Origin of the sequence: Streptomyces sp. NPDC057445, assembly GCF_042802855.1 — a bacterium.
Taxonomy (GTDB): Bacteria; Actinomycetota; Actinomycetes; order Streptomycetales; family Streptomycetaceae; genus Streptomyces.
On sequence record NZ_JBHVDH010000011.1, the window covers coordinates 188,978 to 212,221 of the forward strand.

The window sequence follows — 23,244 nt, forward strand, 5'->3', positions numbered from 1 at the left end:
ACGCGCGGTGCGGGCACTGACTCTGGCATCACCGGGGAGCCACCCGTGCCCGCAGGGGCTATGGGGCACGGGCGTGCGGAGGGGAGTCGCGGGCCCGGCGGGCCCCCGCGGGCGCGTCCTAGAGCCAGCCCCGGCGCTTGAACAGCCGGAACAGTGCGAACACGGCCCCGGCCATCACCAGCAGGACCACCGGGTAGGACCATGTCCACCGCAGTTCGGGCATGTGCTCGAAGTTCATGCCGTAGATCCCCGCGGCCATCGTGGGGACCGCGATCATGGCCGCCCACGCGGAGATCTTCCGCATGTCGTCGTTCTGCCGCACGCCCATCTGCGCGAGATGCGCCGACAGGATGTCCGAGAGCAGCCTTTCGAGCCCCTCCACCTGCTCGTTGGCGCGGGTCAGATGGTCGCTGACGTCCCGGAAGAACGGCTGCGCCTGCTTGTGGACGAAGGGCACAGAAGCCCCCGCGAGCCGGGCCATCGGCGAAGCCAGCGGCACGGTTGCCCTGCGGAACTCCAGCAGCTGCCGCTTGAAGTTGTAGATCTTGGCCGCGGTGTTCCGGGTGGCCCCTCCGTTCGGAGCGAAAACCTCGGCCTCCAGCCCCTCCAGGTCCATCTGGAGTTCGGCCGCGACGTCGATGTAGCGGTCGACGACGGTGTCACACACGGCGTACAGCACGGCCGTCGGGCCGTGCCTCAGCACATCCGGATCGGCCTCCAGTCGCTTCCGCACCTCATGCAGAGGCGAGCTCTCGCCGTGCCGGACCGTCACCACGAACGAATCACCGACGAAGATCATCACCTCGTCGGTGCTGACCGTGTCGGTCTCGGCGTCGTAGATTGCCGGCTTGAGGACGATGAACAGCGAGTCGTCGTACACCTCCAGCTTGGGCCGCTGGTGAGCGTTCAGCGCGTCCTCCACGGCCAGCGGGTGCAGCCCGAACTCGCTGCTGACGAGTTCGAACTCGTCCTCGGTCGGTTCGTAGAGCCCGATCCACAGGAAGGCGTCCCCGGTCGCGCGGGCCTGGTCGAGCGCGTCGGAGAGGTCGTCCGGGCCCTCGGTGCGGCGCCCGTCCCGGTAGATGGCACAGTCCACGATCACGGCGCGCATTCTTCCGTGCCCGGGGTCCGGCCGCACCTTTGCGCCATGAGCGGCCTACCCTGGCCGACATGGCCACGTTGATCCTCGTACGGCACGGACGTTCCACCGCCAACACCGCCGGGGTGCTCGCGGGCTGGACGCCCGGCGTCGCACTCGACGAACGCGGCGCCGCGCAGGCCGCCGCGCTGCCCGGGCGGCTCGCCGGTGTGGAGCTCGCCGCCGCCGTCACCAGTCCGCTCCAGCGCTGCATGGAGACCCTGCGCCCGCTGCTCGACGAGCGCCCCGGACTGCCGCTGCACACCGACGAGCGGATCGGCGAGTGCCACTACGGCGACTGGTCGGGCCGCAAACTCGCCGAACTCGCCGACGAGCCGCTGATGGACGTCGTGCAGCGGCACCCCTCCGCGGCGGCCTTCCCGGCGGGCGAGTCGATGCGCGCGATGCAGGCGCGTGCCGTCGAGGCCGTACGCGACTGGGACGCGCGCATCGAGGAGGAGCACGGCGGCGACGCGGTCTACCTGATGTGCTCGCACGGCGACATCATCAAGTCCGTGGTGGCCGACGCGCTCGGGATGCATCTCGATCTCTTCCAGCGGATCCATGTCGAACCGTGTTCCATGACGGCGATCCGTTACACCCGCGTGCGGCCGTTCCTGCTGCGGCTCGGGGACACCGGGGACTTCGAGTCGCTCAAGCCGCACAAGCCGCAGGAGGAGGGCCCGGACGGTACCGCTGTGGTCGGTGGTGGTGCGGGCGCACCGTGATCGGATCGCGCAGTAGGGTGGACGGGCCGAAAGCCCGCTGATTCTCAAGGGAGACAGGACGTGTCCCGTCAGGTGTTCCTCTACGACCCACCGGAGCGGTTCGTGGCCGGTACGGTCGGGCTGCCTGGACGCCGTACGTTCTTTCTACAGGCCTCCGCCGGGGGGCGCGTGACCAGTGTCGCCCTGGAGAAGACCCAGGTCGCCGCGCTCGCAGAGCGCATCGACGAACTGCTCGACGAAGTGGTGCGGCGCACCGGGGGCAACGCGCCGGTGCCGGCCATGGCGCCCACCGACGTCTCCGACACCGCGCCGCTCGACGCCCCGGTGGAGGAGGAGTTCCGGGTCGGCACGATGGCACTGGCCTGGGACGGCGAGGAACAGCGCATGATCGTCGAGGCGCAGGCGCTGGTCGAGCTGGACGCGGACTCCGAGGAGGACCTCGCGGAGGCCGAGGAACGGCTGTTGCAGGATGAGGAGAACGGTCCGCCGATGCTGCGCGTGCGGCTGAGCGGGGCGCAGGCGAGGGCCTTCGCCAAGCGCGCCCTCGACGTCGTGAACGCGGGACGGCCACCGTGCCCGCTGTGCAGCCTGCCGCTCGACCCGGAGGGACACGTATGTCCGCGCCAGAACGGATACCGCCGCGGAGCGTGACGGCTCTCGACCTGCTCGCCAAGGGTGAGCTGACGGTGAAGGGGCGGGTTCGCGAGGCTTCCAACGCGGTCCTCTACTGCTCGGTCGCGTACGACGGCGAGGAGGCCCACTGCGTGTACAAGCCGATCGCGGGCGAGCGGCCGCTGTGGGACTTCCCCGACGGGACGCTGGCGCAGCGCGAGGTGGCGGCGTACGAGATCTCGGAGGCGACGGGATGGGGGCTGGTGCCGCCCACCGTCCTGCGGGACGGGCCCTACGGCGAGGGCATGGTCCAGCTCTGGATCGAGGCCGATCCGTCCGCCGACGGACTCCTCGCCCTGGTCGAGGACGAGGAGCCCGGGGACGGGTGGAAAGCGGTCGGCTTCGCCGATGTGGGGGAGGGGCGGACGGCGCTCCTCGTGCATGCGGACGACAACAGGCTGAGACGGCTCGCCGTCCTCGACGCGGTGATCAACAACGGTGACCGCAAGGGCGGGCATCTGCTGCCGACGGCGGACGGACACCTGTACGCGATCGACCACGGAGTCACCTTCAACGTCGACGACAAGCTCCGCACGCTCCTGTGGGGCTGGGCCGGTGAGCCCCTGTCGGCAGAGGCGGTGGAGGTGCTCGGCGCTCTGGCGGCCTCCCTGGCCGACGGTGGCCGTCTGGCGAAACGCCTCGCGGAACTCCTCACCCCTGCCGAGGTGGGCGCCGTGCGCTCCCGCGTGACCGTGCTGCTCGCCGCATCCCGCCACCCGCAGCCCTCCGGCGCCTGGCCGGCGATCCCCTGGCCCCCGGTGTAGCCCCGCGCCCCTTCCCGGCCCGTGCGGCAGCCCCCGGCCATACCTCCGGCCCGCAGTCCCGCGCAAGACCGCAGAACCGGCCAAGAGGAGGCATCCGGTTCGTATCTGGAAGAGGCATCCGGTTACGCTCGTGGCATGCATGCCTGGCCCGCTTCCGAGGTCCCCGCCCTGCCCGGCACGGGCCGCGACCTCCGGATCCACGACACCGCGACCGGAGGCTTCGTCACCCTCGCCCCCGGTCCCGTCGCCCGTATCTACGTCTGCGGCATCACCCCGTACGACGCGACCCACCTTGGTCACGCGGCGACCTACAACGCGTTCGACCTCGTTCAGCGCGTGTGGCTCGACACCAAGCGGCAGGTTCACTACGTCCAGAACGTGACGGACATCGACGATCCCCTGCTCGAGCGCGCACAGCGCGACGGCGAGGACTGGGTCGGGCTCGCCGAGCGCGAGACCGCGCTGTTCCGGGAGGACATGACCGCCCTTCGGATGCTGCCCCCGAAGCACTACATCGGTGCAGTCGAGGCAATACCCGGAATCGTTCCCCTCGTCGAGCGGCTGCGCGACGCCGGCGCCGCGTACGAACTCGACGGGGACATCTACTTCTCCGTCGAAGCCGATCCGCACTTCGGTGAAGTGTCCAACTACGACACCGAAGTGATGCGCGCGCTCTCCGCGGAGCGCGGCGGCGATCCCGACCGGACCGGCAAGAAGAACCCGCTCGACCCCATGCTCTGGATGGCCGCCCGCGAGGGCGAGCCCAGCTGGGACGGAGGCAGCCTCGGCCGCGGACGGCCCGGCTGGCACATCGAGTGCGTCGCGATCGCCCTCGACCACCTCGGCATGGGCTTCGACGTGCAGGGCGGCGGCTCCGATCTCGCCTTCCCGCACCACGAGATGGGTGCCTCGCACGCCCAGGCCCTCACCGGTGAGCACCCGTTCGCCAAGGCGTATGTGCACGCCGGCATGGTCGCCCTGCACGGCGAGAAGATGTCCAAGTCGAAGGGCAACCTGGTCTTCGTCTCCGCGCTGCGCCGCGACGGCGTCGACCCCGCCGCCATCCGGCTCGCGCTGCTCTCCCACCACTACCGCGCCGACTGGGAGTGGACCGACCAGGTGCTCGAGGAGGCCGAGGCCCGCCTCGGCCGCTGGCGTGCCGCAGTCTCCCGTCCCGACGGGCCGTCCGCGGACGCGTTCGTCGAGGAGATCCGCGAGGCGCTCGCGAACGACCTCGACGCCCCCGCCGCACTCGCCGCCGTCGACCGCTGGGCAGAACTCCAGGGCGCCGAGGGCGGTACGGACGAGGGTGCGCCCGGTGTCGTGTCGCGTGCCGTCGACGCCCTGCTGGGTGTCGCCCTCTAGGGTCGTTCGTCCGGATCAGGCCGGATCAGTGAGCGAGGTGCGGCGCCAGGGTACGCGAGCCCGGCCGGATCCGAACGACAGGTCCTGGCCATGTCCCGGTGGCCGCGACGTGTGACGGGACCGCCCCGCCCGTCGCCCCGACTGCCCCTGGACTCGTCATGAGTCCAGGGGCAGTTGCGTTTTATCCCTGGCTCGATGCTCATTTCTGCGCTAAATACGCGTCATGCACTCACGAATACGCATCAGAGCAGGGGTGGCCGGGGTGCTGCTCGGCCTCCTCACGGTGCTCGCGGGACCAGGCAGTGCGCGCGCCGGGACGGCCCCCGTAACCGTCGGGGACATCACCGGATTCACGGCCGAGGGGCCCGTCTACCGGCTGGATGCCGGAGCGGCCCGGGTCCGCGTCAGCTTCGTCACCCCGGAGACCTTCCGCATCGAACTCGCCCCTGACGGCGCCTTCACCGACCCGACCGGCACCGACATCGTCCTGCCGCAGGGCAGGCCGCCCGCCACCCGCTGGAGGGACCGCGGCGACCGCTACGAACTCAGCACGTCAAAGGTGACATTGCGCGCCTACAAGTCGCCGTTGCGCTTCGCTCTCCACAGAGCCGACGGCACCCGGGTCTGGGCCGAGACCCAGGGCCTCACCTGGAACGGAACCACCACCACCCAGACCCTCGCGCGCGACACCGACGAGCAGTTCTACGGCGCGGGCATGCAGAACGGGCGGGGCAACACCTCCCACCGCGGCAGGACCGTCGAGGTCGGCGTCGACTACAACTGGAACGACGGCGGCCACCCCAACTCCGTCCCGTTCTACCTCTCGTCGGCCGGCTACGGCGTCTACCGCAACACTTACGCACCCAACACCTATGTCTTCGCGGATCCCGTGGCCACGACGGCGAAGGAACAGCGCTTCGACGCCTACTACTTCGCCGGGCCGGGGGCCAAGGACGTCATCGGGCAGTACACCCGGCTGACCGGCAAGCCCTTCATGCCGCCCGTCTACGGCCTGGAGATCGGCGACGCCGACTGCTACCTGCACAACGCGAACCGCGGCGAACGCCACACCCTCGACGCGCTGAAGGTCGCCGACGGTTACGTCGAGAACGACATGCCCAACGGCTGGATGCTCGTCAACGACGGCTACGGCTGCGGCTACGAGAACCTCGCGGAAGCCGCCCAGGGCCTCCAGCAGCGCGGGATGCAGCTCGGTCTGTGGACCGAGGACGGCCTCGACAAGCTCGCCGACCAGGTCAAGGCCGGCCAGCGGGTCGCCAAGCTCGACGTCGCCTGGGTCGGCGCGGGCTACAAGTTCGCTCTCGACGGCTGCAAGGACGCGTACAAGGGCATCGAGGCCAACAGCGACGCCCGCGGATTCACCTGGGCGCCGGAAAGCTGGTCCGGCGCGCAGCGTTGCGGAGTCCAGTGGTCCGGGGACCAGTCCGGCACCTGGGAGTACATCCGCTGGCAGATCCCGACCTACGCGGGCGCCTCCATGTCCGGACTCGCCTACACGACCGGCGACGTGGACGGCATCTTCGGCGGCAGCCCCAAGACGTACACCCGCGACCTGCAGTGGAAGATGTTCCTGCCGGTCACGATGACGATGGACGGCTGGGCCGCCGACGACAAGCAGCCTTTCCGGTACGGCGAGCCGTACACCTCGATCAACCGGAAGCACCTCAAGCTCCACGAGGCCCTGCTGCCGTACATCTACACGCACGCGCACGAGGCCACCAGGACCGGCGTCGGCCTCGCCCGCCCGCTCGTGCTGGAGTACCCCGACGACCCCAGGGCGGCCACGGACGCGGCCAAGTACGAGTTCCTGAGCGGCGAGGACTTCCTCGTCGCGCCCGTCCACCAGGACGCCGTGGAGCGCGACGGCATCTACCTGCCGAAGGGCACCTGGATCGACTACTGGAGCGGCCGGACCTACGAGGGCCCGGTCACCGTCGACGGCTACAGCGCACCTCTCGACACGCTCCCGCTGTTCGTCCGCGCGGGGGCCGCCGTCCCCATGTGGCCCGGCAGCATCCGCTCGTACACCGACCGCACTGCGGGCTCCCCGCTCGCCTGGGACATCTACCCCCAAGGGGCGTCGTCCTTCACGCTGTACGAGGACGACGGGGTGACGCGCGAGCACCGAGCCGGGAAGTACGCGACGCAGCGGGCCGAGGTCGAGGCCCCGCGCCGCGGCGCAGGGGACGTGACGGTGCGGATCGGCGCGAGCGAGGGCTCGTTCACAGGCAAGCAGACGGCGCGTCCGTACCAGTTCACCGTGCACACCGGGGACGCGCCGAGCGCCGTGGAACTCGGCGGCCGCAAGCTGCCCCGGCTCACCTCCAAGGCGGCGTACGAGGCAGCCGCACAGGGCTGGTGGTACGACGGGGACTACCGCGGAGGCGTGGTCAGGGTCAGGACTGCGGCCCTGCGCACCGACCGGGCTTTCGCGCTTGAACTGGAGAACACCTCGGCGGTCGGAGGGGCCGTCCCCGGCGCGGCAGCCGTTGTTGCCGCACCCGCAGGACAGGAGCTGGGAGCCGGAACGCGGGGCAGGATCGCGGTCGATGTCACCGCGGGAAGCCGGGACGTGACCGGGGTCTCCGTCTCGCTGGACGCCCCGGCGGGCTGGCACGTGGAACCGGTGGCGACGACGGACCGCATTCCCGCCGGGACGACGAAGCGCATCGAGGTCACGGCCACCCCGGGGCAGGACGCGGCAGTGGGCGAGGCGACGCTCGGAGCGACCGTCCGGTACCGGGCGGCGGGTCAATCCCGTACCGCCGGGGAGAGATTCGCCGTTTCGGTCGTGCCCGAGCCACCGGGCGCCGACGTCTGGGCGAGCGACCTGGTGTGGATGAAGTCCACGAACGGCTGGGGACCGCCCGAACGCGACCGAAGCAACGGTGAGTCGGGAGCGAGCGACGGACATGTGCTCACGCTGGCCGGCAAGACCTACGAGAAGGGGATAGGGGCGCACGCCGACTCCGACATCGAGGTCCATCTCGGGGGCCGTTGCACCGCGTTCACGGCCGATGTCGGCATCGACGACGAGATCGACGGCTACGGGGAGGTGGCCTTCTCGGTCGAGGCGGACGGCAGGCGGCTGTGGAGCTCGCCGAAGGTCAGCGGAGCGTCCGCCGCCGTGCCTGTGGAGGTGGACGTGACCGGCGCGCGTCATGTGCGTCTGCTGGTCACGGACACCAACGGCTCGAAGAGCGGTGACCACGGGGACTGGGCGGCTGCCCGATTCCGGTGCGGCTGATGGCTGACGGCTGATGGTGATGGCGACCGCTGACGGCTGACGGCACCGGGCCCCCGGCTCCATGGTCCGTCCTGCAGGACATGTACGTCGTCCAGCAGCAGCGGAACCCGATCGACGTGGTCCGGGTGAACGACTCGCACAGGAGACAAGAGCGGGGCGGCCGCCGACCCGGCGGCCACCCCGCTCCGTGCTGCTCAGTTCTCGGAGTCCTCGGACGGGTCAGGGGAATCCGGGCCCTCCCCGGGCTCCGTCCCCTTTCCCGTGTCGGGATCCTTCTTCGACTGCGGCTGCGGCTCCGACTCCGACTGCGACTGCGGCTCCGGACCCGTCCGGGGGGCCGACTCCGGATCCTGACCCGTCTCCGGATCCGTCCCGGGGTCCTGCCGCTGCGGCTTCGGCGGCCGGGTCCGCCCGCTCGATGTGTCACGCAGATACGAACCACCGTCGCCGCTCTCCGTGGCATGCCCGCCAGGGGCCTGGCCCGGACCGGGACCGCCGTCCCGCCGCCGCAGATACCGCTCGAACTCGCGGGCGATGGCCTCACCTGACGCCTCCGGGAGCTCCGCGGTGTCGCGCGCCTCCTCCAGCGTCTGCACGTACTCCGCGACTTCGCTGTCCTCGGAGGCCAGTTGGTCGACGCCGAGCTGCCAGGCCCTTGCGTCCTCCGGCAGTTCACCCAGCGGGATACGGAGGTCGATGAGATCCTCCAGCCGGTTCAGCAGGGCCAGTGTCGCCTTCGGGTTGGGCGGCTGCGAGACGTAGTGCGGCACCGCGGCCCACAGCGACACGGCCGGCACTCCGGCATGCGTGCATGCCTCCTGGAGGATGCCCACGATGCCCGTCGGGCCCTCGTACCGCGTCTCCTCCAGATCCATGGTTCTGGCCAGGTCCGGGTCCGATGTGACTCCGCTGACCGGCACCGGGCGGGTGTGCGGGGTGTCCCCCAGCAGTGCGCCCAGGATCACCACCATCTCGACGCCCAGCTCATGGGCGAAACCGAGCAGCTCGTTGCAGAACGAGCGCCAGCGCATGGACGGCTCGATCCCGCGGACCAGCACCAGGTCGCGGGGCTTCTCGCCGCCGACCCGGACCACGGAGAGCCGGGTGGTGGGCCAGGTGATCTTCCGTACCCCGCCGTCCAGCCACACCGTGGGCCGGTTGACCTGGAAGTCGTAGTAGTCCTCGGCGTCGAGCGCCGCGAAGACCTCGCCCTTCCACTCCCGGTCCAGATGTGCGACCGCGGTGGAGGCGGCGTCGCCGGCGTCGTTCCAGCCCTCGAACGCGGCCACCATGACCGGGTCGATCAGCTCGGGAACCCCCTCGAGCTCGATCACCCAGTGCCTCCTTCCGACGTTTCCTTGCGTACGGACCAACCTTACGGCTTTGCGGGTGCCCGCCCGAGCCCCTGTGCACGGCCGGGTGAACTTCGGTACGGCAGGGGGCACAGGCCGGGCGGGACCCGTACAGCGGACGACCGGGGACGGCGTGGATCGAGGGCGGCCCCGGAAGGAGCCGCCCTCGTCGTCGCCGTCCCGCGCGGAGGCGCGATACGCCTGTCGTCAGGCCTTCTTGGCCAGCAGATCCTCGACCCTGGTCCGGATGTCGTCCGTCGCAAGTCCCCGGATCGTCAGCGTCGTACGGCGCCGCAGTACGTCGTCCGCCGTCTCGGCCCACTCGTTGTCGCGGGCGTACACGACCTGTGCCCAGATCTCGGGGGCGTCGGGGTGAACACGCTCGGCCAGCTCCGGGTTGTCGTTCGCCAGACGCGCGATGTCGAACGAAAGCGAGCCGTAGTGCGTGGCCAGGTGCCGGGCGGTGTCCGCTGCCATCCGGGGGCCGGGCGCCGGGCCGTCCACCAGCAGACGGTGGGCGACGGCGCGGGGGTTGGCGATGCCGGGCAGCGGCAGCTTCTTCGGCAGCTGCGAGATCGGCTCCATGTCGTCGGCGAGCGGCCGTCCCGGCAGCTGGGCCAGCTTGTTCATCACCGTGCGGCCGATGTGGCGGAAGGTCGTCCACTTGCCGCCGGCCACCGACAGCATGCCGCCGCGGCCCTCGGTGACCACCGTCTCCCGCTTGGCCTTCGAGGTGTCACCGGGACCGCCCGGCAGCACCCGCAGACCTGCGAAGGAGTAGGTGATCAGATCGCGTGACAGCTGCTGGTCGCGGATGGAGAAGGCGGCCTCGTCGAGGATCTGGGATATGTCCTTCTCGTTGACCGCGACGTCCGCCGGGTCGCCCTCGTACTCCTCGTCGGTCGTACCGAGCAGCAGCATGTCCTCCCAGGGGAGGGCGAAGGTGATGCGGTACTTGTCGATGGGCGTCGCCAGGGCGGCCTTCCACGGGGCGGTGCGCTTCAGCACCAGGTGCGCGCCCTTGGAGAGGCGGATGGAGGGCGCCGCGTTCGGGTCCTCCATCTTCCGCAGGTGGTCCACCCAAGGACCGGTCGCATTGAGCACGAGGCGGGCGCTGACGCCGAACTCGGCCCCGTCCGTACGGTCCTTGAGCTCCGCGCCCGTGACCCGGCCCTTGGTGAAGCGGAGCCCGGTGACCTCGGCGTGGTTGAGGACCACCGCGCCCGCCTGGACGGCCCCGCGGACCGTCATGAGCGCCATGCGGGCGTCGTTCATCTGGTCGTCGCCGTACACGGCGACCGCCTTGAGATTCTCCGTACGCAGCTCCGGCACATCGCGCTGAGCCTTGGACGGGGAGATGACATGGCCGACACCGTCACCGAACGCGGACAGCGCCGAGTAGGCGAAGACGCCCGCTCCGAGCTTGGCCGCGCCGTGCGGGCCGCCCTTGTAGACCGGCAGATAGAACGTGAGCGGGTTCGCGAGATGCGGTGCGACCTGACGGGACACCGCCCGCCGCTCGAAGTGGTTCTCCGCGACCAGCTTGACCGCGCCGGTCTGCAGATACCGCAGACCGCCGTGGAGCAGCTTGGAGGAAGCGGAGGAGGTGGCGCCGGCGAAGTCGCCGGCGTCCACCAGGGCCACCCGCAGCCCGGCCTGCGCGGCATGCCAGGCGGTGGAGATGCCCAGGATGCCGCCGCCGATCACCAGGAGGTCGTAGGTCCCTTGGGCAAGCTGCTCCCGGGTCTCGGCGCGGCTCGGCAGGGAACCGGAGGCCGGGTGCGTCCCCAGGGTGGGAACGCTCTGCAGGGTGGTCATTCTCGATTACTCCTCGTCAGCTCTCGTCATCCTCGAGCCAGCCCATGGTCCGCTGGACGGCCTTGAGCCAGAACTTGTACTCACTGTCGCGCCTCGCAGCGTCCATGTGAGGTGTCCACTCGGCGGCCCGGCGCCAGTTGGCGCGGAGGGCGTCGGTGTCCGGCCAGAAGCCGACGGCCAGGCCGGCGGCGTAGGCGGCGCCGAGGCAGGTCGTCTCGGCGACCATCGGGCGCACCACGGGGGCGTCCAGGAAGTCCGAGAGGGTCTGCATCAGCAGGTTGTTGGAGGTCATTCCGCCGTCGACCTTGAGCGAGGTCAGCTCGACGCCGGAGTCCTTGGTCATGGCGTCCGTGATCTCACGGGTCTGCCAGGCGGTGGCCTCGAGTACGGCGCGTGCGATGTGCGCCTTGGTGACGTACCGGGTCAGGCCGGCGATCACACCGCGGGCGTCGGAGCGCCAGTACGGGGCGAACAGACCGGAGAAGGCCGGAACGAAGTAGGCGCCGCCGTTGTCCTCGACCGACGACGCGAGGGTCTCGATCTCGGCGGCGGAGTTGATCAGGCCCATCTGGTCGCGCATCCACTGCACGAGGGCGCCGGTGACGGCGATGGAGCCCTCCAGCGAGTACACGGGCGCCTGGTCGCCGATCTTGTACCCGACCGTGGTGATCAGCCCCGAGTAGGAGTTGATGATCTTGTCGCCGGTGTTCATCAGCAGGAAGGTGCCGGTGCCGTACGTCGACTTCGCGTCGCCCTCGGAGAAGCACGTCTGGCCGAACAGGGCGGCCTGCTGGTCGCCGAGTGCGGACGCGACCGGGATTCCGTCCAGGACGCCGCCCTTGACATGGCCGTACACCTCGGAGGAGGACCGGATCTCCGGCAGCACGGCCATGGGGACCTCCATGGACTGGGCGATCTTCTCGTCCCACTCCATGGTGTGGAGGTTCATCAGCATGGTGCGCGAGGCGTTGGTGACGTCGGTGACGTGGTGACCGCCCTCGACACCGCCGGTGAGGTTCCAGATGACCCAGGAGTCCATGGTGCCGAAGAGGATCTCGCCGCGCTCGGCGCGCTCGCGCAGGCCCTCGACGTTGTCCAGCAGCCAGCGGACCTTGGGGCCGGAGAAGTAGCTCGCCAGCGGCAGACCGGTCTCACGGCGGAAGCGGTCCTGGCCGACGTTGCGGCCGAGCTCCCTGCAGAGCGCGTCGGTGCGGGTGTCCTGCCAGACGATGGCGTTGTGGACGGGCTCACCGGTGTTCTTGTCCCACAGCAGCGTGGTCTCACGCTGGTTGGTGATACCGATCGCCTTGACATCGGTGGCGGAGATGCCGCCCTTCTCGAGTGCGCCGGCGACGACTTCCTGGACGTTGGTCCAGATCTCGGCGGCGTTGTGCTCCACCCAGCCCGGCTTCGGGAAGATCTGCTCGTGCTCCTTCTGGTCGACCGAGACGATCCGGCCGTCCTTGTCGAACACGATGCAGCGGGAGGAGGTGGTGCCCTGGTCGATGGCCGCGATGAACGGGCCGGCGTGTGCGTCGGTCACGGTGTGCTCCTGGAAATCTGTGGAAGATCGGCTCTGGACGGGTCGGTCAGACGAACGCGAGCTTGTAGATACCCGCGGCGATTGCACCACCGATCAAGGGTCCGACGACGGGGATCCAGGCGTATCCCCAGTCGGAGCCGCCCTTGTTCGGCAGCGGGAGCAGGGCGTGGACGATGCGGGGGCCCAGGTCACGGGCCGGGTTGATGGCGTATCCGGTCGGACCGCCGAGCGAGAGGCCGATGCCGACGACGACGAGGGCGACCATCAGACCGCCGACGGCGCCGAGGCCCTTGCCACTGTCGTTGAGGCCCTGGGTGAGAACGGCCAGGACCAGCACGAACGTGCCGATGATCTCTGTGGCGAGGTTCTGCCAGACGACTCGGATCTCGGGGCCGGTCGAGAAGATACCGAGCACCGGACCGGCCTTCGGGGCGGCCGGCTCGGTGACCAGGCCTTCCTCGTGCGGCGGAGCGGCGATGATCTCCGGGTCCGTCAGGTGGGCCTTGAACTGCCCGTAGTAGGCGAGCCAGGCCAGGAAGGCGCCGAGCATGGCGCCGATGATCTGACCGCCCCAGTAGACCGGAACCTGACTCCAGTCACCGTCCTTGATCGCGATACCGAGGGTGACGGCCGGGTTGAGGTGGGCACCGGACAGAGGGCCGGAAATGTAGACCGCGGTCAGGACCGCGAAGCCCCACCCGAAGGTGATGGCGACCCAGCCGGCGTTGCGCGCCTTGGAGCGCTTGAGTACGACGGCGGCGACGACGCCGGCGCCGAGCAGGATGAGTACGGCGGTACCAATGATCTCGCCGATGAAGATGTCGGAGCTGGACACCCGCGACTCCTTTGTCCTTCGTCCAGGGGAAGGCGAACCGACGGGTCCCTCCGCGGTTCGCGCCCTCGGGGATGAGAGCGATACCGGCCCTTGGCGTTGCCACACTCTAGCGCGTATTGCCGGTAGGTGTTCGACAATGCCGACCGATGCACGGCAGTTTTGCCCCCGGGTTAATACGCCGTCAAGGGTTGTGTAGCTGATAACCCGATCGTTATCGATGATGCGCCGGAACGATCAGAATCGCCTGGTGTAGGCGGTGGGAACGGCCTCGGGGAGGGCGCTCAGAAGGCGGGCGCGCCTGGTCGGAGGCCCCGCGGTCGGCCGGAATGCACATGACGCAGCTGGCTGAAACGGTTCGCTGTACCGGGCGAGGAGCCGGCCCGGGTCCGTGAGGACATCCCGGTACGGGCCCACCCGGGCCCACCCGGGCCCACCCGGGCCCGTCCGGGCGCATCGGTCGCGGGCTCGTCCGGGTGGAGCCGGCCCGTAGCGTCCGGCCCGTAGCGTCCGGCGAGAGCCGAATCCCCCGGCGGGCGGGATGCGGCGGCGGGGTGCCCCGCTCAGAACCTGCCGGCGCCCAGGTCGCGCGAGACCGAACGCGCGCAGTCCCGTACCGCAGCCACCAGCCCGGTACGCAGCTCCGTCCCGTTGCAGATCCGCTCCACGGCCCCGGTGATGGCCACCGCGCCGACCGGCATCCGCCGCCGGTCGTGAATGGGCGCGGCCACCGCGGCGACGCCTGCCCAGGTCTCCTCGACATCGGCCGCCCAGCCACGTGCCCGGGTCAGGTCCAGCAGCTCCTCGAAGTCGGCCAGGCCGGTGATCGTCCGCGGCGTGAAGGCCTTGCGTTCCACCTCGAGTGCCTCGCTGTGGGCCACGGGGTCGAACGCCGTCAGCACCTTCCCCAGCGCCGTGGAGTGCAGCGGCTGCATCGCGCCCACCTCCAGCACCTGCCGGCTGTCATCGGGCCGGAACACATGGTGGACGATGAGCACGCCCTGCTGGTGCAGAACGCCCAGGTGTACGCTCTCGCCGCTCGAGCGGGCCAGATCGTCCGTCCAGACCAGCGCGCGGGCGCGCAGCTCGTGCACGTCCAGATAGCTGTTGCCGAGCCGCAACAGCTCGGCCCCCAGCTGGTAGCGCCCGGAAGCCTCGTCCTGCTCGACGAAACCCTCGGCCTGCAGGGTGCGCAGGATGCCGTGGGCGGTTCCTTTGGCGAGTCCGAGGGACGAGGCGATGTCCGACAGTCCGAGCCGGCGCTCGCCGCCTGCGAGCAGTCGCAGCATCGCCGCCGCCCGTTCAAGCGACTGGATGTTCTTCGCCATCGCCCGGCCCTTCTCCCCATGGTTCGACAATGCTGAACACTATCGGTCGATGCCGAATTGGTGTTACCGACAGGACAGTGTGTCAAGACCTGGTGGCTCCAGACATCATCGAGTCATCACCCAGTTGCCCGGGACAGCCTGTGGTCCACCGGCTGGGACGGCACGCCGCCGTCCGGCGCGCCCGGCTACGCTGGCCGGGTGCGTCTTCCGCAGGGGAGCCGCAAAGCCGACAGCCGTCGCATCCCAGGGAGCACTTCCATGGCCTCGTTGCCGACCCCTTCCGCCGACAGCACGCATTCCGCCGACAGCGGGACCTCCGCCGTCAGCAGGACCCGACCCGATGCCCTCCGGCAGGCGCTGGCCACGCGGGTGGTGGTGGCGGACGGGGCGATGGGCACGATGCTCCAGGCGCAGGACCCGACGATGGAGGACTTCCAGGACCTCGAGGGCTGCAACGAGATCCTGAACGTGACCCGGCCGGACATCGTGCGCTCGGTCCATTCGGCCTATTTCGAGGTCGGCGTCGACTGCGTGGAGACGAACACGTTCGGCGCGAACTTCGCGGCGCTGGGGGAGTACGACATCCCCGAGCGGGTGTACGAGCTTTCCGAGGCCGGCGCGCGGATCGCCCGCGAGGTGGCCGACGAGTTCACAGCCTCCACCGGTCAGCAGCGCTGGGTCCTCGGGTCGATGGGCCCGGGTACCAAGCTGCCCACCCTCGGGCATGCCGCGTACACCGTCCTGCGCGACGCCTACCAGCAGAACGCGGAGGGCATGATCGCGGGCGGTGCGGACGCGCTGCTCGTGGAGACCACCCAGGACCTGCTGCAGACCAAGGCCGCGGTCCTGGGCGCCCGCCGTGCCCTGGACGCCACCGGCACCGGCCTGCCGCTGATCTGCTCGGTCACCGTGGAGACGACGGGGACGATGCTGCTGGGCTCGGAGATCGGTGCGGCGCTGACGGCGCTGGAGCCCCTCGGCATCGACATGATCGGGCTGAACTGCGCCACCGGCCCCGCCGAGATGAGCGAGCACCTGCGCTATCTGGCCCGCCACTCCCGTATCCCGCTCGCCTGCATGCCCAACGCCGGTCTGCCCGTCCTCGGCAAGAACGGCGCGCACTACCCGCTGACCGCGGCCGAGCTGGCGGACGCCCAGGAGACGTTCGTGCGCGAGTACGGGCTGTCCCTGGTGGGCGGCTGCTGCGGTACGACGCCGGAGCATCTGCGCCAGGTCGTCGAGCGGCTGCGCGGCGTCACCCCGACCGTGCGCGAGCCGCGCCCGGAGCCGGGTGCCGCCTCGCTGTATCAGACGGTGCCGTTCCGCCAGGACACCGCGTACATGGCGATCGGTGAGCGGACGAACGCCAACGGATCGAAGAAGTTCCGCGAGGCCATGCTGGAAGGCCGCTGGGACGACTGCGTGGAGATGGCCCGCGACCAGATCCGCGAAGGCGCGCACATGCTCGACCTGTGCGTCGACTACGTGGGCCGCGACGGCGTCGCCGACATGGAGGAGCTGGCCGGCCGCTTCGCCACCGCCTCCACCCTGCCCATCGTGCTGGACTCCACCGAGGTCGAGGTCATCCGCGCCGGCCTGGAGAAGCTCGGCGGCCGTGCCGTCATCAACTCCGTGAACTACGAGGACGGCGACGGCCCCGAGTCGCGCTTCGCCAAGGTCACCCGGCTGGCGCAGGAGCACGGCGCCGCCCTCATCGCGCTGACCATCGACGAGGAGGGCCAGGCCCGCACCGTTGAGCACAAGGTCGCCATCGCCGAGCGGCTTATCACGGACCTCACCACCAACTGGGGCATCCACGAGTCGGACATCCTGATCGACACGCTCACCTTCACCATCTGCACCGGGCAGGAGGAGTCCCGCAAGGACGGCATCGCCACGATCGAGGCCATCCGGGAGCTCAAGCGCCGTCGCCCCGACGTGCAGACCACGCTGGGACTGTCGAACATCTCCTTCGGCCTCAACCCCGCAGCCCGGATCCTGCTCAACTCCGTCTTCCTGGACGAGTGCGTCAAGGCCGGGCTGGACTCGGCGATCGTGCACGCGAGCAAGATCCTGCCGATCGCCCGCTTCGACGACGAGCAGGTCACCACCGCCCTCGACCTGATCTACGACCGTCGCTCCGAGGGCTACGACCCCCTGCAGAAGCTGATGGCGCTCTTCGAGGGCGTCAACACCAAGTCGATGAAGGCCGGCAAGGCCGAGGAACTGCTCGCCCTGCCGCTGGAGGAGCGCCTCAAGCGGCGCATCATCGACGGGGAGAAGAACGGCCTGGAGGCCGACCTCGACGAGGCCCTCCAGGAACGCCCCGCCCTGGACATCGTCAACGAGACGCTGCTGGACGGCATGAAGGTCGTCGGCGAGCTCTTCGGCTCCGGCCAGATGCAACTGCCGTTCGTGCTGCAGTCCGCGGAGGTCATGAAGTCCGCGGTCGCCCATCTCGAGCCGCACATGGAGAAGTCGGACGCGGAGGGCAAGGGCACCATCGTGCTGGCCACCGTCCGCGGCGATGTCCACGACATCGGCAAGAACCTGGTGGACATCATCCTGTCCAACAACGGCTACAACGTGGTCAACCTCGGCATCAAGCAGCCAGTCTCCGCGATCCTGGAGGCGGCCGAGGAGCACCGGGCCGATGTGATCGGCATGTCCGGCCTCCTGGTCAAGTCCACCGTGATCATGAAAGAGAACCTCGAGGAGCTCAACCAGCGCAAGATGGCCGCCGACTACCCGGTCATCCTCGGCGGCGCGGCTCTCACCCGCGCCTACGTCGAGCAGGACCTGCACGAGATCTACGAGGGCGAGGTCCGCTACGCCCGCGACGCGTTCGAGGGCCTGCGGCTGATGGACGCCCTGATCGCCGTCAAGCGCGGCGTCCCCGGCGCGACCCTGCCCGAACTCAAGCAGCGCCGGGTACGGGCCACCACCAGCGCCGTCGTCGAGGAGCGAGCCGACGAGGGCGCCGTGCGCTCGGACGTGGCCACCGACAACCGCGTCCCCGAGCCGCCGTTCTGGGGCACCCGCGTCGTCAAGGGCATCCAGCTCAAGGAGTACGCCTCCTGGCTCGACGAGGGCGCCCTGTTCAAGGGCCAGTGGGGGCTGAAGGAGGCCCGCGCCGGCGACGGCCCGTCCTACCAGGAGCTGGTGGAGAGCGAGGGCCGGCCCCGGCTGCGCGGCTGGCTGGACCAGCTGCACACCCAGAACATGCTGGAGGCGGCCGTCGTCTACGGCTACTTCCCCTGTGTGTCCAAGGGTGACGACCTGATCCTCCTCGGCGAGGACGGCTCCGAGCGCACCCGTTTCACCTTCCCGCGCCAGCGCCGCGGCAGGCGGCTCTGCCTGGCGGACTTCTTCCGCCCCGAGGAGTCGGGCGAGACGGATGTCGTCGGCCTCCAGGTGGTCACCGTCGGCTCGAAGATCGGCGAGGCCACGGCGAAGCTGTTCGAGGCCGATGCCTACCGTGACTACCTCGAACTGCACGGACTGTCCGTCCAGTTGGCCGAGGGCCTGGCCGAGTACTGGCATGCCCGGGTGCGCGCCGAGCTCGGCTTCGCAGGCGAGGACCCGGCCGATGTCGAGGACATGTTCGCGCTCAGGTACCGCGGCGCCCGGTTCTCCCTCGGCTACGGAGCGTGCCCGGACCTCGAGGACCGCGCCAAGATCGCCGCCCTGCTCGAGCCCGAGCGGATCGGCGTGCAGCTCTCCGAGGAGTTCCAGCTCCACCCCGAGCAGTCCACCGACGCCATCGTCATCCACCATCCCGAGGCGAAGTACTTCAACGCCCGCTGACGCGGTCCCGCAGGCGCCGGGACGCGCCCGGCGTGGGCAGACAGCGCGCGCCGGGCGTAGTGGACGTACACTGGTCGGTCCAGTGCAGGCCGGCCGCCCTCCCTCACCGGGAGGGGGGCCGGCCTTCTCGTCCCTCTCGGAGGTGTGCCGATGACCAGTACGGTCCCCGCGTCCTCGTCCCGCGCGGCCGGTGGCCCGACCCCTGGCTTGCGCCGGGGAGGCCCCCACACCCTGCAGGCCGTCTTCCTCGACATGGACGGAACCCTGGTGGACACCGAGGGCTTCTGGTGGGACGCCGAGGTGGACGTCTTCGCGGACCTGGGACATGAGCTGGACGAGGCATGGCGGGACGTGGTGGTCGGCGGCCCGATGACCCGCAGCGCGGGCTACCTCATCGAGGCGACCGGCGCGGACATCACCCTCGCGGAGCTCACCGTGCTGCTCAACGAACGCTTCGAGCAGCGCATCACCCGGGGAGTGCCGCTGATGCCGGGCGCCGAGCGGCTGCTCGCCGAACTCGCGGCGCACAACATCCCCACGGCCCTTGTCTCCGCCTCCCACCGGCGCATCATCGACCGCGTTCTGGCCTCGCTGGGCCATGACCGCTTCGCGCTGACCGTGGCGGGCGACGAGGTGGCCCGTACCAAGCCGCACCCCGACCCGTATCTGCTCGCCGCGCGCGGCCTGGGCGCCGAGCCCGCCAGATGCGCCGTCGTCGAGGACACCGCCACGGGTGTCGCCGCGGCAGAGGCGGCCGGCTGCCGGGTGGTCGCGGTCCCGTCCGTCGCGCCCATCGCACCCGCCGACGGCCGGGTGATCGTGGGCTCCCTGGAGGAAGTCGATCTGTCCTTCCTCCGCACCCTGATCACCCGAATGAACTAAGGGCTACACCGAGGGTGTCCCTTCAATCCTTTGGGAACTCTGGGCATCTGACCGTGTATTTTCCGTAACCCCCACCGAGCGTGAGGTTCGTCACTCGAAGTGACGCCGGAAGTGGCCGACCGAATGGGCCGAGCCCCGCCCGGGGTGTGCTGGGCGTGCCCTTGTGTCCCTATTCGTGGGCACCTGCACGAATCGTCCTGCTGCATGAATATCGACATGCTGCCATGACCGATCACTGAGTGATTGCGTCCCAACTCTCGCCCGGTCGGGCGTTCCTGGCGCCGCCCATTAATCTCGGGGCGAGAGCTTCGCCGCACCAATCCTGTGCCTCGGGCGTCACCCAAAGTCTTCGTGCGCACAGGTACCGATCGCCCCGTGTCCCGGCCCGATCGCACCGCTCCGACCGGGCGGCCGCGGTGGAGCATCCCGTTACAACGCTGTATCCCAGTGTGGGATGAGGAGACGTCGAGGATGAACCGCAAGACTCTGGTGCTGCCGGCCGTTGTGGGCCTGCTCGCCCCCGTGCTCGCCGCCTGTGGCACAACGAGCAGTGGGGCCGGCGGCGGTGACGCCCTTGTCGTGGGAACCACCGACCAGTTCGTGGCCACCGGCGATGCTCCGGCTCCCTTCGACCCGGCCTACGCCTACGACACCGGCGCCTGGAACGTTCTCCGTCAGACCGTACAGACCCTGATGCACGTGCCGCGCGGCGGCGGCGAGCCCGTGCCGGAGGCGGCCTCCCGCTGCTCCTTCACCGACACCGAGAGCGAGAGCTACCGCTGCACGCTCCGCGACGGCCTGAACTTCGCCGACGGCAAGCCCGTCACCGCCGAGGACGTCAAGTTCTCCATCCAGCGCGTTCTCGACATCAAGTCCGACAACGGCGCCGCCGGTCTGCTGGCCAACATCGACACCATCGAGGTCAAGTCCGACAAGGAGCTCGTCTTCCACCTCGGCACCCCGGACGCCACGTTCCCGTACAAGCTCTCGACCCCCGTGGCGGGCATCCTCAGCCGTGACGCGTACGACGGCAAGAAGCTGCGCGACGGCTTCGACGTCGAGGGCTCGGGCCCGTACACCCTCGACACCGAGACCGACGGCGACAAGCTGGTCAGGGCGGTGTTCACCAAGAACCCCGAGTACAAGGGCGATCTGAAGCTCCGCAACGACAAGGTCGAGCTCCGCTCCTTCCCCGACGCCGAGTCCATGGGCGCGGCCCTGGAATCGGGTGAGATCGACATGATGGCCCGCGCCATGTCGCCCGACCAGATCGCGCAGCTCACGGCGGCTCCCAAGGAAGGGATCGCGCTCAGCGAGATGCCCGGCCTCGAGATCCGCTACCTGGGCTTCAACACCAAGGACCCGTCCGTGAAGGACAAGGCGGTCCGCCAGGCGATGGCCGCCGTCATCGACCGCGGTCAGATCGCGAGCAAGGTGTACGGCGCCACTGCAGAGCCGCTCTACTCGCTGATCCCGACCAGCATCGCCGGGCACACCAACTCATTCTTCAACAAGTACGGCGAGCCGAACCGCGGCAAGGCTGCCCGCATCCTCGGCGACGCCGGGATCGACACCCCGGTCAAGCTCACCCTGCACTACACCACCGACCACTACGGCTCAGGTACGGCCAAGGAGTTCGCCGCGCTGCGCGACCAGCTGAACGCCGGCGGCCTCTTCGACGTCACCGTCCAGGGCACCGAGTGGTCCAAGTTCCGGCCGGCCCAGAAGCGCGGCGACTACGCCGTGTACGGCCTCGGCTGGTTCCCCGACTTCCCGGATCCGGACAACTACATCGCTCCGTTCCTGGACAAGGACAACTTCCTCAACACCCCGTATGTGAGCACCGTCGCCCGTAACGAGCTCATCCCCGAGTCGCGCCGCCAGGCCGACCGCAGCGCCGCGTCCGAGCCCTTCGACAAGCTGCAGGACATCGTCGCCACCGATGTGCCGGTGCTGCCGCTGTGGCAGGGCAAGCAGTACGTGGCCGCCCGGTCGGACATCACCGGCGTCGAGTGGACGCTGAACGCCTCCTCCGACCTCCAGTTGTGGGAACTCGCGCGCGGCACCGCCTGATCTTCAGTACCCGGCCGCGAACGTCGCGGCCGGTTCATCAGAGCAAGAGGCAAGGTTCTGTGAAGGCAAGATTCAAGAGAAGGACGGCCCCGCTCGCCGCGGGGCTCTCCGCCGTTCTGCTGGCGGGGTGCGGCACGGATCAGGGCGACGGCCCGTCGGGCGAGGAGAGCAGAATCGTCGTCGGCATGTCCGACGAGGTCCTGGCCACCGATCCGGCGGACGGCTACGACCCCGGCTCCTGGCTGCTCTTCAACAACGTCTTCCAGTCCCTGATGAGCTTCCCCAAGGGCGGCTCCACCCCTCAGCCGGAAGCCGCAGAGAAGTGCGCGTTCGACGGCGGTCGCAGCACCGTCTACCACTGCACGCTGAGGGAAGGCCTCAAGTTCAGCAACGGCAACCCGCTGACCTCGGAGGACGTCAAGTTCTCGTTCGAGCGGGCGCTGAAGATCAACAGCGACTCCGGTCCGGTGCCGCTGCTCTCCACGATCGACCGCATCGAGACCCCCGACGAGCGGACCGTCGTCTTCCGGCTCAAGGTGCCCGACGCCACCTTCCCCAGCAAGATCGCCTCGGGCGCCGGCTCCATCGTCGACCACCGCGAGTACGACGCCGGCGGGCTGCGCACCGACGGCAAGGCGGTCGGCTCGGGCCCGTACAAGCTCGACTCCTTCAGCGACAAGGAAGCGGTCTTCTCGGTCAACCCCGAGTACAAGGGCACCGCCGAGGTGAAGAACGCCGGTGTCACGCTGACCTTCTTCCACGGGAACCAGAAGGGCCTCGGCGCCGCCCTGAAGCAGGGCAACGTCGACGTCGCCTACCGAGGACTCACCACCAAGGACGTCACGGAACTCCAGGGATCCCTGTCCGCCGACGATCAGCAGATCGCGGTCGTCGAGGGTGACAGCGCCGAGGTCCAGCACCTGGTCTTCAACGCCAAGGACGCCGTCGCCGGCAAGCTCGCCGTGCGCAGGGCGTTCGCGTACATCATCGACCGCGACGCGCTGGTCAGGGACGTGTACGAGGCCACGGCCGAGCCGCTGTACTCGATCGTCCCGGCCGGTATCGGCGGTCACAACACGGCCTTCTTCGACCGCTACGGGTCGAGCCCCGACCCCGAGAAGGCCCGTAAGGCACTGCGCTCCGCGGGCATCACCGACAAGGTGGAGCTCACCCTCTGGTCCACGCCGAGCCGTTACGGCCCCGCCACCGACCAGGAGCTCAACGCCATCGCCAAGCAGCTCAACGACAGCGGGCTGTTCGAGGCGAGCGTCAAGTCCGTCGAGTTCGATCAGTACGAGAAGGACATCAAGGCCGGGAAGTACGGCGTGTACGTCAAGGGCTGGGTGCCCGACTACCCGGACCCCGACAACTTCACGGCTCCGTTCTTCGGTGAGGGCAACGTCCTCGGCAACAACTACGAGAACAAGAAGATCACCGACCGGATCATCCCCGACACCGCCGCCACGGCGGACCGCGGGGCCGTCGGTGACAAGTTCGAGGAGCTCCAGGACGTGGTCGCCGAGGAGGTGCCGGTCCTCCCGCTGTGGCAGGGCAAGCAGTACGCCGTCGCCCACGGCAACATCACCGGCCTCGAGTGGACGCTCGACGCGTCGACCGTCTTCCGCTTCTGGGAGATCAAGAAGGGCTGAGCAGACGGCAGAGGGCCCGGTCCGC

At 69.6% G+C, this 23,244-nt stretch carries 15 protein-coding genes; 9 read left to right on the forward strand and 6 right to left on the reverse strand.

From position 1 onward, the window contains the following. Nucleotides 1-118: 118 nt before the first annotated feature. Entirely contained in the window at nucleotides 119-1,111 is a 993-nt protein-coding gene (gene corA, locus ACFU5O_RS23485) for a magnesium/cobalt transporter CorA (protein ID WP_384243606.1), read from the reverse strand. Nucleotides 1,112-1,170: 59 nt separating this feature from the next. Here corA and ACFU5O_RS23490 point away from each other — a divergent pair, with 59 nt between their 5' ends. The 5 genes from ACFU5O_RS23490 (at nucleotide 1,171) to ACFU5O_RS23510 (ending at nucleotide 7,935) form a co-directional block, all read left to right on the forward strand. Then, nucleotides 1,171-1,866, forward strand: a complete 696-nt coding sequence (locus tag ACFU5O_RS23490; RefSeq protein WP_384243608.1) for a histidine phosphatase family protein — start codon at nucleotides 1,171-1,173, stop codon at nucleotides 1,864-1,866. A gap of 60 nt (nucleotides 1,867-1,926) precedes the next feature. Beyond that, nucleotides 1,927-2,517, forward strand: a complete 591-nt coding sequence (locus ACFU5O_RS23495; RefSeq protein WP_384243611.1) for a DUF3090 domain-containing protein — start codon at nucleotides 1,927-1,929, stop codon at nucleotides 2,515-2,517. After that, nucleotides 2,481-3,302, forward strand: a complete 822-nt coding sequence (locus ACFU5O_RS23500) for an SCO1664 family protein (protein WP_384243612.1) — start codon at nucleotides 2,481-2,483, stop codon at nucleotides 3,300-3,302. The genes ACFU5O_RS23495 and ACFU5O_RS23500 overlap by 37 nt, the downstream gene beginning before the upstream one ends. A gap of 135 nt (nucleotides 3,303-3,437) precedes the next feature. After that, on the forward strand, nucleotides 3,438-4,667 hold the full coding sequence (gene mshC / locus ACFU5O_RS23505; protein WP_384243614.1) for a cysteine--1-D-myo-inosityl 2-amino-2-deoxy-alpha-D-glucopyranoside ligase: 1,230 nt from the start codon (nucleotides 3,438-3,440) through the stop codon (nucleotides 4,665-4,667). 223 nt (nucleotides 4,668-4,890) lie between these two features. Further along, complete coding sequence (locus tag ACFU5O_RS23510) at nucleotides 4,891-7,935, forward strand: NPCBM/NEW2 domain-containing protein (RefSeq protein WP_384243617.1); 3,045 nt, start codon at nucleotides 4,891-4,893, stop codon at nucleotides 7,933-7,935. Nucleotides 7,936-8,129: 194 nt separating this feature from the next. Here ACFU5O_RS23510 and ACFU5O_RS23515 read toward each other — a convergent pair whose 3' ends face one another. From ACFU5O_RS23515 to ACFU5O_RS23535, 5 genes are all read right to left on the reverse strand, one after another. Further along, complete coding sequence (locus ACFU5O_RS23515; RefSeq protein WP_384243619.1) at nucleotides 8,130-9,269, reverse strand: PAC2 family protein; 1,140 nt, start codon at nucleotides 9,267-9,269, stop codon at nucleotides 8,130-8,132. A 225-nt stretch (nucleotides 9,270-9,494) separates the two neighbouring features. Next, nucleotides 9,495-11,105, reverse strand: a complete 1,611-nt coding sequence (locus ACFU5O_RS23520; RefSeq protein WP_384243621.1) for an FAD-dependent oxidoreductase — start codon at nucleotides 11,103-11,105, stop codon at nucleotides 9,495-9,497. A gap of 16 nt (nucleotides 11,106-11,121) precedes the next feature. Continuing rightward, on the reverse strand, nucleotides 11,122-12,648 hold the full coding sequence (gene glpK, locus ACFU5O_RS23525) for a glycerol kinase GlpK (RefSeq protein ID WP_384243623.1): 1,527 nt from the start codon (nucleotides 12,646-12,648) through the stop codon (nucleotides 11,122-11,124). A gap of 46 nt (nucleotides 12,649-12,694) precedes the next feature. Then, nucleotides 12,695-13,483 carry an MIP/aquaporin family protein gene (locus ACFU5O_RS23530; protein ID WP_384243626.1) on the reverse strand — a complete coding sequence of 263 codons (789 nt, stop codon included), beginning with the start codon at nucleotides 13,481-13,483 and terminating at the stop codon, nucleotides 12,695-12,697. Nucleotides 13,484-14,043: 560 nt separating this feature from the next. Then, nucleotides 14,044-14,808 (reverse strand): IclR family transcriptional regulator, encoded by a 765-nt coding sequence (locus ACFU5O_RS23535; RefSeq protein ID WP_384243671.1) that lies wholly within the window; start codon nucleotides 14,806-14,808, stop codon nucleotides 14,044-14,046. A 258-nt stretch (nucleotides 14,809-15,066) separates the two neighbouring features. Here ACFU5O_RS23535 and metH point away from each other — a divergent pair, with 258 nt between their 5' ends. The 4 genes from metH (at nucleotide 15,067) to ACFU5O_RS23555 (ending at nucleotide 23,219) form a co-directional block, all read left to right on the forward strand. Then, on the forward strand, nucleotides 15,067-18,615 hold the full coding sequence (gene metH / locus ACFU5O_RS23540; protein WP_384243628.1) for a methionine synthase: 3,549 nt from the start codon (nucleotides 15,067-15,069) through the stop codon (nucleotides 18,613-18,615). Between the two features lie 150 nt (nucleotides 18,616-18,765). Beyond that, nucleotides 18,766-19,497 (forward strand): HAD family hydrolase, encoded by a 732-nt coding sequence (locus ACFU5O_RS23545; protein ID WP_384243631.1) that lies wholly within the window; start codon nucleotides 18,766-18,768, stop codon nucleotides 19,495-19,497. 471 nt (nucleotides 19,498-19,968) lie between these two features. Then, nucleotides 19,969-21,570 (forward strand): ABC transporter substrate-binding protein, encoded by a 1,602-nt coding sequence (locus ACFU5O_RS23550; RefSeq protein WP_384243633.1) that lies wholly within the window; start codon nucleotides 19,969-19,971, stop codon nucleotides 21,568-21,570. 59 nt (nucleotides 21,571-21,629) lie between these two features. Beyond that, complete coding sequence (locus ACFU5O_RS23555) at nucleotides 21,630-23,219, forward strand: ABC transporter substrate-binding protein (protein WP_384243635.1); 1,590 nt, start codon at nucleotides 21,630-21,632, stop codon at nucleotides 23,217-23,219. Nucleotides 23,220-23,244: the final 25 nt, after the last annotated feature.

Bases quoted from the DNA above. Each gene is read 5' to 3' on its own strand.
- ACFU5O_RS23520 (WP_384243621.1), bottom strand. From the start codon at position 11,105: ATGACCACCCTGCAGAGCGTTCCCACCCTGGGGACGCACCCGGCCTCC.
- ACFU5O_RS23500 (WP_384243612.1), top strand. From the start codon at position 2,481: ATGTCCGCGCCAGAACGGATACCGCCGCGGAGCGTGACGGCTCTCGAC.
- ACFU5O_RS23490 (WP_384243608.1), top strand. From the start codon at position 1,171: ATGGCCACGTTGATCCTCGTACGGCACGGACGTTCCACCGCCAACACC.
- corA (WP_384243606.1), bottom strand. From the start codon at position 1,111: ATGCGCGCCGTGATCGTGGACTGTGCCATCTACCGGGACGGGCGCCGC.
- ACFU5O_RS23545 (WP_384243631.1), top strand. From the start codon at position 18,766: ATGACCAGTACGGTCCCCGCGTCCTCGTCCCGCGCGGCCGGTGGCCCG.
- metH (WP_384243628.1), top strand. From the start codon at position 15,067: ATGGCCTCGTTGCCGACCCCTTCCGCCGACAGCACGCATTCCGCCGAC.
- ACFU5O_RS23535 (WP_384243671.1), bottom strand. From the start codon at position 14,808: ATGGCGAAGAACATCCAGTCGCTTGAACGGGCGGCGGCGATGCTGCGA.
- mshC (WP_384243614.1), top strand. From the start codon at position 3,438: ATGCATGCCTGGCCCGCTTCCGAGGTCCCCGCCCTGCCCGGCACGGGC.
- ACFU5O_RS23510 (WP_384243617.1), top strand. From the start codon at position 4,891: ATGCACTCACGAATACGCATCAGAGCAGGGGTGGCCGGGGTGCTGCTC.
- ACFU5O_RS23550 (WP_384243633.1), top strand. From the start codon at position 19,969: ATGAACCGCAAGACTCTGGTGCTGCCGGCCGTTGTGGGCCTGCTCGCC.